The following is an 11,943-nucleotide window of genomic DNA, read 5'->3' as shown; positions in this document are numbered from 1 at the left end:
CACAAGCGAACGCTTAAAACGTTCTGGAAGAACGTTACTTCGTAAGCATATGCTTTTCTCCAGAACCCTTCACACTCTGGCCTAGCGCTTGTTTCTATAGTTCAACTTAATATAGCCATTGGGGGACACACACATTCTAACGAGGAGTTGTTGTCAATGGGCCGTAAAGAAATGGTTGCCATGCTGCTTGCAGGAGGGGAAGGTAAAAGATTGGGGGTGTTAACCAAGGATTTGGCCAAACCCGCTGTCTATTTTGGAGGCAAATACCGGATCATTGACTTTACGCTGAGCAATTGCGCACATTCAGGCATCGACACGGTTGGCGTGCTGACGCAATACCAGCCGCTGGAGCTTAATCGCTATCTTGGCATCGGCACCCCTTGGGGACTAGACCGCCGCGACGGAGGAATGGCTATTTTGCCGCCGTTTGTGAAGCAGAAGGGCGGCGTATGGTACAAGGGCACGGCAAATGCGATTTATCAAAACATGGGTTTTATCGAGCGTTATGACCCGGAGTATGTGCTCATTATTTCCGGCGACCATATTTACAAAATGGATTATGATCTTATGCTTCAGCATCACAAGCGCTCCAGGGCAGATGTAACCATTGCGGGCATCCAGGTGGACTGGAAGGAAGCCAGCCGTTTTGGCGTTATGCATGTTGATGATGAAGACCGGATTACGGCCTTTGAGGAAAAACCAAAAAACCCGACCAGCAATATTGCATCTATGGGCGTTTATATTTTTACATGGAAGGCTCTGCAAAAATATTTGATCTATGACGAGGGCAACCGGAACTCCACCCATGATTTTGGCAAGGACCTGATACCTGCCATGATGCGCGACGGCTTGCGGCTTCATTCCTATCCTTTTAAAGGCTATTGGAAGGATGTCGGAACGATAGAAAGCCTGTGGGAGGCCAATATGGATTTGCTGGATGACAGCTCCCCTCTGAACCTGCATGATCCATCCTGGCGAATTTATTCCGTCAGCCCCAACAGGCCGGCCCAGTTCGTATCGGAAACGGCTGAGCTGTCCAGCTCTATTGTGACGGAAGGCTGCATGCTGCAAGGAAAAATTGATAGCTCCGTTTTGTTTTACGGGGTAACTGCGGAGCGGGGAAGCATCATTAAGGAATCGGTCGTTATGCCTAATGTGGTCATTGGCGCCGGGGCGCAAATCTACCGTGCGATTATAGGCGAAGGGGCCGTCATTCAGGCCGGCGTCGTCATTGGCGATCCCGACGACGATGCGATTACCGTTGTAGCTGTGGAGCAGTATGTTACGAGCGATCACGATCTTCTGGAGGTGGAGCAGCCATGAAGCATAATGTACTCGGTGTCATCAATCTTATTCACGAATCCGATGAGCTGGAGGCCTTGACGCAAGGACGCTGCCTGGCAACGGTGCCGTTTGGCGCACGGTATCGCCTGATAGACTTTGTTCTCTCCAGCATGGTAGGCTCGGGCATCAGCAAGGTTGCTGTGTTCGCCCATACCAAATACCGCTCCCTGATGGATCATCTGGGCTCCGGCAAGCATTGGGACTTGCAGCATCGGCAAAGCGGATTGTTTATCCTCCCGCCGGCCACGGACAATATTCAGGAAATCAGCAGAGGCGATCTCTACCATTTCTATCAGCACCGGGACTATTTTAACCGTTCTAATCTGGATTATGTCGTTATAACGAGAAGCCATATGGTATGCAATATCGACTTTGAAAAGGTGCTTGCCTTCCATGTGGAAAAAGGCGCCGACATCACGGTTGTTTGCAAGCAGCATGACGAGGAGCTGGCAGGCAAGGCTCGCAAGGTGAAAATGGACGAGGACGGCCGCATCACGGCCATTCAGGATCATTACGGCCGGATGCTGAGCGACGTCAGCAGCATGGAGATGTATATTATGCGCAAGGATCTGCTGATGGAGCTGGTAGAAACCTCCCTGGCGCAAGGGCAGGACCATCTGGTTCGCCACGCGATTTTCTCCAGGCTGGATGCGCTGAACGTTTACGCTTATATGTATGAGGGGTATCTCGGGGTGGTCAATACATTAGCCAGCTATTATGCCAACAACAAAAGGCTGCTGGACCCCGATGTATGGCGTCAGCTTTTCTATCAGCCGGGCCCGATCTTCACGAAGGGCAAGGATGAGCCGCCGGCGCGTTATTGCGAAGGCTCGTCTGTCACCAATAGCTTGATCGCAAACGGCTGCCGGATTGAAGGCACCGTAATCAACAGCGTTATTTTTCGCGGGGTGCACGTGGAGCGGGGAGCGGTTGTAAAGGATAGCATCGTTATGCAAAATGGACACATCGGATCGGGAAGCAGCATTCAATACGGCATTCTGGACAAGGATGTCGTCATCGAGAGCAACCGGGACATTCGGGGGGCGGAATCCTTGCCGTTTCTTGCGGCTAAGCGCAAGGTAATCTGACAACAGGCGGACATGCGTGGATTGACCTCAAATAGAGAATAGGACTGGAGGTTATGGAGATATGAATGTACTGTTTGCAACTTCGGAGGCTGCGCCGCTGGCCAAAACCGGAGGTTTGGCCGATGTAACCGGAGCGTTGCCCAAGGCGCTTAACAAGCGCGGCTGCGATGTCAGGGTTATATTGCCCAAATACGAGGAAATTCCGGGAGAGCTGCTCCAGCACTTTGAGCTGCTGGCGGAGTTTCAGGTTTATTTTGGCTGGCGGAGTCAATATTGCGGGTTGTGGAAGGGCAAGATCGGAGAGGTTATTTATTATTTGGTGGACAACGAGTTTTATTTCAAAAGAAGAGGGCTTTACGGCTACGGCGACGATGCGGAGCGCTTTGTTTTCTTTTGCTTTGCGGTAATGGAAGCGGCGCGCCATATGGATTTCCGTCCGCAGGTGCTGCATGCACATGATTGGCAAACCGGCCTCATTCCGTTTCTTCTCCGAACCCGTCATGCCTTTGATCCGGCATGGGCTTATGTAAAATCGGTATTTACGATCCATAACCTGAAATACCAGGGCATATTCGGCCTGGACCTCATCAAGGAGCTGACGGGCGCCGGTGATGACCTGTTCCAGCAAGGCATGGAGGGACTGGAATTTTACGGCGCGGCAAGCTGCATGAAGGGCGGGCTTCAATACGCGGATAAGCTCACAACGGTCAGCCCGACCTATGCGGAGGAAATTCAGACGCCCTATTACGGCGAAGGGCTGGATTCCTTGCTGCGCTGCCGGGGCTGGGACCTGACCGGCATAATTAACGGCATCGACCTGGACGAATTTGATCCCATGAAGGATGACAGTTTGCATACCCCGTACCGGGGCTCGCTCTCCAGAAAAAGAAAAAACAAGGTGGACCTGCAGCGCGAGATGGGGCTTACAGAGGATAGCTCTATCCCGATGATCGGCATTGTGTCCAGACTGGTGGAGCAAAAGGGGTTTGACCTTATTGCCGCCACCCTGGATGAGCTGATGCAGGATGATGTGCAGCTTGTGGTGCTGGGCACCGGAGAGGCTCGATACGAGGAGCTGTTCTGGCGCGCAGCGGAGAAATATCCGGAAAAAGCGGCATTTTGGCACGGGTACAGCGATCGGATGGCGCGGCGCATTTATGCCGGCTCGGACATGTTCGCCATGCCCTCCAAATTCGAGCCTTGCGGGCTTAGCCAGCTGTTGTCGCTCCGGTATGCTACAGTTCCGATTGTCCGGGAAACGGGCGGGCTGCGGGATACGGTTTTCTCCTATAACGAATATACCGGGGAAGGGAACGGCTTCAGCTTTACGAACTACAATGCCCACGATTATTTGAACACCGTTCGGCGCGCGCTTTCTTTTTACCGTGATGAGGAAGTGTGGAAAAGGATTGTTGACAACGGCGCCCGCCGCGATATTAGCTGGAATGCTTCCGCCAAGGCCTACATGGATCTGTACACAAATCTTGCCGCGTATCGAAAGGAGAATGAACCATGGCCCGTCATCTCGTAATCGGCAACGGAAAACTTCTTGTTAATCTGGATCAAACCTGCTTTATCCGGGATATTTTTTTCCCCTTTGTTGGTCAGCTTAACCATGTCGGCGGCCATTATTGCCGCTTCGGCATCTGGGTGGAGGGCGTATTCTCCTGGCTGGACGATCCCGAATGGTGCTTTGAGCTGGATTATATTCCGGATTCACTGGTTACGAACATTATTGGGCGGCACGAACGATTGGGAGTCGAGCTGTATATTAACGACGGGATTCACCAGCGGGAATCCATCTACATCAAACGGGTGGTGGTGCGCAATCGGCACAGCGAATCCCGCGAGGTCCGGTTGTTTTTTCATCAGGATTTGATGATCGAAGGCTCCGAGGTAGGAGACACTGCTGTTTATTATCCCGAAAACCATACCTTGTATCACTATAAACGGTCCAATTATTTTATGTTCAGCGGCATGTCCGATGAAGGGGGCATGATGCAATATTCTACGGGCATCAAGCGGTTTCAGTCCGCCGAAGGAACCTGGCGCGACGCAGAGGACGGCACCTTGATGGGCAACAGCATCGCCCAAGGCTCCGTCGACAGCACGATCAGCTTCCGCTCCTTCGTTGAGCCTGACGGCGAATCCGATTTTTATTACTGGATGTCGGTGGGCTCCAACCTTGAGGAGGTTAAACGGCTGAATCAGTATGTTCACGATAATCATCCCGAAAAGCTGCTTAGCCGGATGGTCATTTATTGGAAGCATTGGCTGCGGCGTGCGGAGACCGATTTGGGCAATTTGCCGCCAGAGGTGGAGAAGCTGTTCAAGCAAAGCCTGCTGCTGGTCCGGACGCAGGTGGATGAGCGAGGAGCCATTCTGGCGGCCAACGATACGGATATTTTGGCCTATAACCGCGATCACTACAGCTATATGTGGCCCCGTGACGGTGCGTTGATTGCGGACGCGATGTCGATGGCGGGATATCAAAGCGTTATTGCACCGTTTTTCCATTTTTGCGCAAATGCCCTGGCGCCTGAAGGTTATTTGTTCCACAAATACAACCCGGACGGAACGGTGGGGTCAAGCTGGCATCCTTATATCGTGCAAGGAAGCAGGCGGCTGCCGATCCAGGAGGATGAAACGGCGCTTGTGCTGCTGGCTTTGTGGAAGGATTACGAGCGCAATGGCGTCATCGAGCTGCCGCAGTCGCTATACAGCAATCTGATTCGAAAGGCGGCCAATTTCCTGAGCGATTACATAGAGCCGTCCCTGTCATTGCCCAAGCCGAGCTATGACCTGTGGGAGGAGCGCTATGGGATTTGGACCTTTACCGCCGCTTCGGTATACGGCGGCTTGATGGCGGCAGCGCAATTTACGGATTTGTTCGGCGATTATGAACGAAGCGACCGCTTTAAGGAAACCGCCCAAAATCTCAAGCAAGGCATGCTGAAGCATCTGTGGGATGAGGAGAGCGGACGTTTTGCGAGAGGCCTGATTCAGCGGGACAACCGTTGGGTCAAGGACATGACGCTGGAGAGCAGCATGTTTGGCGTATTGGAATTTGGCGTTTTGCCCGTGGACGATTACCGGGTTGTCCAGACGATGGGCGCAATCAAGGAAGGATTGGCGGTCAAAACGGATATCGGCGGAATTGCCCGTTATACCAATGACTACTACTTCCAGCAATCCGGCGAAATCGACAAGGTCCCCGGAAATCCATGGATTATCTGTACGCTATGGGTGGCCAATTTTGAAATTGATTCCGCCAGATCGCTGGGAGACCTGGAAGGGCCAAAGGCGACGCTTTGCTGGGTAGCGAAACATGCGTTGAAAAGCGGCCTTTTGCCGGAGCAATTAAATCCCTACGACGGTTCGCCGTTATCCGTGGCGCCGCTCACCTGGTCTCATGCAACGGTTGTGCAAAGCGTCTGTAAATATGCAGCAAAATTTAAGGAATTAAGCAGCTCCAATTCATAAGCGCCAAAAGCTCCAAAAGACGGCTGAACTTCATACGGGAATGAGGTATAATTTAGCTTGTGGCAATAAACCGGCGGCTGCGGGGCATAGCGATGCCTCGCGGCCTTCCTGCGTTTTTATACAAGATGGGGACATAACGATTATGACAGGAATAGCGGGAGGAAAACATGAACGGGATTTACGGCATCGGCGTAGACATTGGAACAACAAGCACAAAAGCAGTTGTTTTTACAGAGCAAGGTTTCATCAAAACCCAACATGCGATTGAATATCCTATGCATACGCCTGAACCGGGGGCGGCGGAGCAGGACCCGGATGTTATTTTTGCGGCCGTTATAGAGGTTATTGCAGGCTGCATGAGGACGCTTGGCCAGGAGGGCGATCACGTAGCCTTCGTTTCGTTCAGCTCCGCCATGCACAGCGTCATACCGGTAGACAGCGAAGGAACACCGCTGTCTCCGTGCTTGACGTGGGCGGATAACCGCAGCAAAGGCTGGTGCGACAAATTGGAGAAGGAATGGAACGGACTACATATCTATAGGCGCACGGGCACTCCCATTCATCCCATGAATCCATTAACGAAGCTGATCTGGCTGCGAAATGACCATCCTGAGCTGTTTAGTCGCGCCAGCAAGTTTATTTCCATAAAGGAATATGTATTTTTTAAGCTGTTTGGCCAATACGTCAGCGATTATTCCGTCGCGTCCGCCACCGGCTTGCTTAACGTGGAGACGCTGCAATGGGATTCCGAAGCGCTTGCAATGGCCGGCATCGGGCCAAACAAGTTATCTCAGCTTGTGCCGCCGACGTTTAGCTTGAGCGGATTATCGGCAGAGTATGCCGCTGCAATGGGCATCAAGCGCGAGCTGCCTTTTGTCGTGGGCGCAAGCGACGGCGCATTGTCCAATATCGGACTTGGCGCTACGGCTCCCGGCGTTGCCGCCATTACGATTGGTACGAGCGGAGCCTTCCGCATCTTGTCGGACAAGCCGCAGCTTGATTCGAAGGGGCGCACTTTTTGTTATGCGGTTACCGATTCCAAGTGGCTGGTTGGCGGTCCCGTCAACAACGGGGGCATCGTGTTCCGCTGGGTCAAGGAGCAGCTTGGCGGCTTGGAGGTGCAGGAGGCCGAGCGTACCGGGAAGGATGCTTATGAGCTGCTGACCGCACTTGCCGCCACCATCAAGCCGGGCTCGGAGGGGCTGCTGTTCCATCCGTATCTGGCTGGCGAGCGGGCGCCTTTATGGAATGCCGACGCCAGAGGCTCCTATTATGGCCTTACCTTGCGGCATACGAGAGCTCATATGGTTCGGGCCGCTATGGAGGGCATCCTGTACAATCTGAAATCGGTCCTGTCGATCGTGGAATCGCTGTGCGGACCCGCTTCCCGGATTAAAGCAAGCGGCGGCTTTGCGCGTTCCTCGCTATGGCGCAGCATGATGGCGGATATTCTGGGACGCGAGGTTCTCATTCCGGATTGCATCGAAAGCTCATGCCTCGGCGCAGTCATGATCGGCTTTAATAGCGTTGGCTATCGGGAGGACTGGAGAATCGGCGAAGGAAGCGAGCTGCATGGACATGTGCCGGACGCCGCGAATGCTGCCGTATACCAAGAGCTGTTTGGCATTTTTCAAAAGCTGTCGCCTGCGCTGGTCCAGCATTATGAGGCTATAGCGGAATATCAGCGCAAATAGGGAAAGCGGGTTATTTAGATGAATAAGCAAGGTTTGTACTCTTCTGTTCAAATGGACAGCAAGGAGCTGGAACAGGTTGGCGAGCTGGCTAATCTGTGCAACAAGAAGGCAACGGACTATTACGAGCAAAATACGGTGAAGTAGGCATAATGGAGGTTATCACGGAGGGTCCAATTGCTGGCTCACGGATCCCAGAGCGTGGAAAGCGGCTTTTTTGGGATATTGGCGAATGTGCTTGATTCTGGAGTCGCCGAGCAGCCGCATGTTGTTGCCTGCCTGAATGCTGGATGCCGAGCTGGCTGCGATAACCCGGATGCACCCCACCGATATGCGCTGACAGGGATTGTCCCGCCTTACCGTAACGGCATTGCCGGAATCAAAAGCTTCATCGGACAAAACAGGGTAAGGGCGGCTAAACAGATCATAGGATTCAAAATAAACGCTGCCTGCCGTAAGATGATCCTCCGCCCGCTGAACGGCCAGCGCCCTAAGACGGCCTGCCGTTTCGCCCCGGTCTCCGAATTGCACGGCGGAGGCGGAGGCGGCGCTAACTACGTACACAAAGCCGATAACAGCTGTCCGGATTTCGCCATTCATTGTTTTTCCTTCCTCCCAGAGCCGGGCTCTCCGGCGGATAGCTCAGCCCTTTCAGGCTCCGGCAACGGGGCCAAAGGACCGATAATAACAGATTCAGGCGGCGTATCGAACATGGAATAAAGAGCGACATAATCATTATCGCCGACTTGCAGCATGGAGGCGCTGGAGACGCCCAGCACATCGATTCCGCCTACGCTCAAGCAATGGTTTACCACATGAAAATGAATCATAATCCTTTTATAGGCCTCCTGTCGTCCCCATATTAATCTGCTTCATATAATTTGCAATTGCCGCGTCGGCATCCCGCTTTGTTTTTTCATAAACGGAATCGGTTATCAGCTGAGGGAAGGTTTGTGCGCTTTCTCCCCCGTTTTGCTCCATTTGGTTCAAATAATATCGAATGCGGGGCGAGAGCTGCTTGCGGACATCTTCAATAATCAATTCCTTATGGCGGTCATCCAGGCTCAAACCGTGCTGCTTCCCGTAATCCAGCAGAGACTGATGGACATCATTGTCCAAATAACGGCTCAAGCGATCCAAAATGGTTCTGAACATATCGGTTGGAGGTTCAATAGAAGAGCTTGCGGAAGGAAATACGTTGCTTTTGCCAACCGCAAGCTGCTCGATGCTTTCATCGTCCTCTCCGCTTCCCGCTCCCGGAGCCGTCATGCCGATGTTCAGCGTACCCTCCAGCTTCTCCACTTTCAACTGGTCAAAATGGTACTGGATGTTGTCGATATGATAGGTTGGCTTGCTTTCAAGCTGCTTCAGCTTGCTGGCCAGCCCGGCAGTCAGCTCCTGAAGCTGGGCTATTTGCTCCTGCTGCTTCGCAAGCCTGGTTTGAACCTCAAGGGACCATGCCTGCCATGGCGACAAGCCGCTTTCATCCTTCAAGACTAAACACACCTCCTCCAAAAATTGCGAAGTCTATTTCACAGGTTAAGCTCAAAAGCGAAAAGCGGCGGCGCCTTAAATTTCCTAAGATACAATAGCAAGCGGGAAGGCATCTCTTAGGCGGGATTTGGCAGCGGCACGAGAGATAGCGGGCTTTCTTCGCCCAGCTGCGGGGCTGGCCCTTTAAAGCCCCCCGAATTGTACAGCTGGGACAGGGAACGGATGGAGCCGGAGCTTCCGACCTGCAGCACCGAGCTGTTGGAGATGCTGTCTACCCGAAATTGATGAATGGTAATATGCTGCTGAATATGCCAATTCATACGATATTTGCTCCACTGGTTACATTAGTGTTGTCCTGCAAGTCGGGATCGGCCGTATTTGTGGCGCTGACCGCATTGTTGGAGTTGGTCAGGCTTCCCGTCAGAAACGAACCGGAGCCCGCATACGTTTTGGAGTTGCTGGAGGGGGATACCTGCACCGTATCGCCGAATTGGACGACGGAGCCGGAACCTACGCTTACCAGCTTGACGAACCCTACTACAGCCGGCATTTTCATCACCCTTTTAATTGTCTTCGATATGCTGTAGTGTATGCGGCATCCGCCCATGGGGTGTCTTCACCGCCCGTAGGAGCAAATGAGAGCTAATCCATGCAGATGGTCTGGCGGGCAAAGTATCCCGGTATCTCCCGCGCGCATAGAATGAAATGAAGGATTGGGAGCGAGGGATGGAAATGTCGAGCAACTGGGATGATCTGGAGCGTTGGCTGGAGCGGCAGCAGTTGCCCAAAGGCATGGATATTTTGAAGGAGCCGGATTGGGTGGAGCGGTTTGTGCGGAATATGATGACCAAAAGCCTGCCGGAAGCTGCCGGCGTCCTGGGGCGCAATCAAAGCGCCGACATTTCCATAAAAGGCGGTTATGTATATATAGAATGGAAGCTGCCTTCAGACTGCGAGCCGGAGAGACTTACGCTGCACGTGACGGAAAAAAAAGTGAGGGTTAGCGGTTTAAAGGGGAGCAAAAAGGTTGACATCAAGCTTCCTTGTCTCGTCATGCCCCGTCAATGCCGCGCCCATACGGCAAATGGCATCCTGCACATCAAGCTGCGCAAGCGGCGAAGCCGGACTGCGGTTTTCCAGCACGGCATTGATTGCCGATAAAGCCAAGCTGTGCGAACCATCACAAAAAGAACGTATTTTGTTCGCGCATAGCTGGATTAAATAAAGCGTTTACCGTATAATGACATATAGAATTACCGGGAAATGATAATGAGGGAGTGTCGTCCGTGTCGCTGGTTGACGTTAGCAGTGTTTCCGCCGGATTATTTATTCTGGGGGTCGTGTTTTTGCTGCTCATTTTCGGACTGCTTAGCCTTGGCATTTTGCGCATGTTCCAGCAGCATTTTAAATTCGGCTGGATTTGCTTCGGAGGAGCGGTTGTCAGTTTTGCCTTGTTTATGTGGATTTTAAACAAATGGTACTTATAAATTCTGGAGGAGTCGGCATGTTCTGGACAGGCGTCTGGTTTGTGGTGAATATGTTTTTTGTAGCGTCGGTTATCGTCTATTTGTTTATGCGCCGGGCTTATGCCATGGCGGAGCAGCAAGGAGCGGATGTTGGGCGAATGAAGGTGCTTAAAGCCCGTTGCAAATGGACCGGAATAAGCGCAATCCTTCTCTTTTGCGGGATGGCGGCAAGCTTTGTTACGAATATGGCGGTTAACGGGTAAAACGGCTCTCATTGACGAGAGTCTTTTTTTTCGGCAAAATAGGTAGACAGAAACAATTAAGATATGGAGGAACGGCCATGCAAACCGTTGAAGAAATCGTTGGAGTGATGTCAAGCCAGGGATTGCGGGTGACGGATCAGCGCAGAACGCTGGCCGGACTGTTCGCAGATACGCCAGGCTATCTTTCTCCCAAAGACGTTTATGATTATATGGGCCGCACATATAGCGGTTTAAGCTTTGATACGGTTTATCGCAACCTGAGAGTAATGGAGGAGCTTGGCGTGCTGGAGCAGGTCGTGTTTGAGGACGGCGTAAAATTCAAGCTGCATTGCCGTGAGACTCATCATCATCATCATATGATCTGTCTGCAATGCGGCCGCACGCATCCCATTACCTTTTGTCCGATGGAGCAAACCAAGGTTCCGGGAGATTTCACCGTGGTGAAGCATAAGTTCGAGGTGTTCGGCTATTGCAGCAGCTGCTCACAGGAGGAGCCGTCTGCCGAGGGGAAGGCATGACCCTGACCGGACGGGACAATAAGGAGCAAACAACCCTTTCGTCGAAGCTTCAGGAAGGGCAAGTGGACAACAGCGGCGGGCTTGACAGTAACGGGAATGCGGAACCGGGAACCAGTCATACGGAAACGCGAAAACGCTCCGTCATGAGGGTAGCGGCGCAAGCGCCGATTCATTTTTACAGAAAGGTCATTTCGCCGCTTAAGCCGCCCACCTGCAGATTTTATCCAACCTGCTCGGCTTATGCGCTGGAAGCGATTGAACGCCATGGCCCGGTCCGCGGCTCGTGGCTGGCCGCGCGCCGAATAGCCCGATGTCACCCTTTTCACCCCGGCGGCTTCGACCCTGTGCCGGAAACGCTGGATAAACGGAGCAAGGGCGAGTTGACTTAAGCCGGGCGCGGCCTTCTTGACATTGGCTCCATTAATTGAGTATATTTTAACCATATCGTGTATTGCCGAAGAATGGATGAGTACAGCGAGGGACCTTCCCAGAGAGCCGGGCAATGAGGTGGGAGCCGGTAAGGAAAAACGCTGGAATATGGTCCGGGAGGCACCGCTTTCGAGCCTTAATGAGAGGTAAGACTGCGGCGCAGCGCC

Annotated in this window: 16 protein-coding genes; 11 read left to right on the top strand and 5 right to left on the bottom strand. The window is 52.7% G+C overall.

Annotation, left to right across the window (positions count from 1 at the left end; genetic code table 11):
* Positions 1-156: 156 nt before the first annotated feature.
* The 6 genes from A7K91_RS22075 (at position 157) to A7K91_RS27320 (ending at position 7,753) form a co-directional block, all read left to right on the top strand.
* Complete coding sequence (locus A7K91_RS22075; protein ID WP_068686646.1) at positions 157-1,323, top strand: glucose-1-phosphate adenylyltransferase; 1,167 nt, start codon at positions 157-159, stop codon at positions 1,321-1,323.
* Complete coding sequence (glgD, locus tag A7K91_RS22070; RefSeq protein WP_068686645.1) at positions 1,320-2,432, top strand: glucose-1-phosphate adenylyltransferase subunit GlgD; 1,113 nt, start codon at positions 1,320-1,322, stop codon at positions 2,430-2,432. The genes A7K91_RS22075 and glgD overlap by 4 nt, the downstream gene beginning before the upstream one ends.
* A gap of 61 nt (positions 2,433-2,493) precedes the next feature.
* The gene (gene glgA, locus A7K91_RS22065) at positions 2,494-3,963 is read left to right on the top strand and encodes a glycogen synthase GlgA (RefSeq protein ID WP_068686644.1); all 1,470 of its coding nucleotides are present in this window, start codon (positions 2,494-2,496) and stop codon (positions 3,961-3,963) included.
* The gene (locus tag A7K91_RS22060; RefSeq protein WP_068686643.1) at positions 3,945-5,915 is read left to right on the top strand and encodes a glycoside hydrolase family 15 protein; all 1,971 of its coding nucleotides are present in this window, start codon (positions 3,945-3,947) and stop codon (positions 5,913-5,915) included. Before glgA ends, A7K91_RS22060 begins: the two co-directional genes overlap by 19 nt.
* 167 nt (positions 5,916-6,082) lie before the next feature.
* The gene (gntK, locus tag A7K91_RS22055; protein WP_068686642.1) at positions 6,083-7,609 is read left to right on the top strand and encodes a gluconokinase; all 1,527 of its coding nucleotides are present in this window, start codon (positions 6,083-6,085) and stop codon (positions 7,607-7,609) included.
* 18 nt (positions 7,610-7,627) lie between these two features.
* Positions 7,628-7,753: a hypothetical protein gene (locus A7K91_RS27320; RefSeq protein ID WP_281198654.1), complete on the top strand. Its 126-nt coding sequence runs from the start codon at positions 7,628-7,630 to the stop codon at positions 7,751-7,753.
* Positions 7,754-7,768: 15 nt separating this feature from the next.
* Here the strand turns inward: A7K91_RS27320 and A7K91_RS22050 are convergent, their stop codons facing one another.
* The 5 genes from A7K91_RS22050 to A7K91_RS22030 form a co-directional block, all read right to left on the bottom strand.
* Positions 7,769-8,206, bottom strand: coding sequence for a spore germination protein GerPE (locus A7K91_RS22050; protein ID WP_068686641.1), 438 nt, complete (start codon positions 8,204-8,206; stop codon positions 7,769-7,771).
* Entirely contained in the window at positions 8,203-8,436 is a 234-nt protein-coding gene (locus A7K91_RS22045) for a hypothetical protein (protein WP_082967674.1), read from the bottom strand. The genes A7K91_RS22050 and A7K91_RS22045 overlap by 4 nt, the downstream gene beginning before the upstream one ends.
* Before the next feature lie 7 nt (positions 8,437-8,443).
* Positions 8,444-9,100 (bottom strand): spore germination protein GerPC, encoded by a 657-nt coding sequence (gene gerPC / locus A7K91_RS22040; protein WP_068686640.1) that lies wholly within the window; start codon positions 9,098-9,100, stop codon positions 8,444-8,446.
* A gap of 116 nt (positions 9,101-9,216) precedes the next feature.
* Positions 9,217-9,420, bottom strand: coding sequence for a spore germination protein GerPB (locus tag A7K91_RS22035; protein WP_068686639.1), 204 nt, complete (start codon positions 9,418-9,420; stop codon positions 9,217-9,219).
* Positions 9,417-9,650, bottom strand: coding sequence for a spore germination protein (locus tag A7K91_RS22030; RefSeq protein WP_068686638.1), 234 nt, complete (start codon positions 9,648-9,650; stop codon positions 9,417-9,419). The genes A7K91_RS22035 and A7K91_RS22030 overlap by 4 nt, the downstream gene beginning before the upstream one ends.
* A 182-nt stretch (positions 9,651-9,832) precedes the next feature.
* On the opposite strand from A7K91_RS22030, the gene A7K91_RS22025 reads away from it, so the two are divergent.
* From A7K91_RS22025 to yidD, 5 genes are all read left to right on the top strand, one after another.
* Positions 9,833-10,261, top strand: coding sequence for an Hsp20/alpha crystallin family protein (locus A7K91_RS22025; RefSeq protein WP_068686740.1), 429 nt, complete (start codon positions 9,833-9,835; stop codon positions 10,259-10,261).
* A gap of 125 nt (positions 10,262-10,386) precedes the next feature.
* Complete coding sequence (locus A7K91_RS22020; protein WP_068686637.1) at positions 10,387-10,587, top strand: hypothetical protein; 201 nt, start codon at positions 10,387-10,389, stop codon at positions 10,585-10,587.
* A gap of 17 nt (positions 10,588-10,604) precedes the next feature.
* Complete coding sequence (locus A7K91_RS22015; protein ID WP_068686636.1) at positions 10,605-10,829, top strand: hypothetical protein; 225 nt, start codon at positions 10,605-10,607, stop codon at positions 10,827-10,829.
* A 77-nt stretch (positions 10,830-10,906) separates the two neighbouring features.
* Positions 10,907-11,347, top strand: a complete 441-nt coding sequence (locus A7K91_RS22010) for a Fur family transcriptional regulator (RefSeq protein ID WP_068686635.1) — start codon at positions 10,907-10,909, stop codon at positions 11,345-11,347.
* Between the two features lie 143 nt (positions 11,348-11,490).
* The gene (gene yidD, locus A7K91_RS26895) at positions 11,491-11,736 is read left to right on the top strand and encodes a membrane protein insertion efficiency factor YidD (RefSeq protein ID WP_068686739.1); all 246 of its coding nucleotides are present in this window, start codon (positions 11,491-11,493) and stop codon (positions 11,734-11,736) included.
* The last annotated feature ends 207 nt before the right edge of the window (positions 11,737-11,943 follow it).

The sequence above is a fragment of the Paenibacillus oryzae genome (genome assembly GCF_001675045.1).
Classification (GTDB): Bacteria; Bacillota; Bacilli; order Paenibacillales; family Paenibacillaceae; genus Pristimantibacillus; species Pristimantibacillus oryzae.
This window is presented reverse-complemented; position numbering and strand designations above follow the sequence as displayed.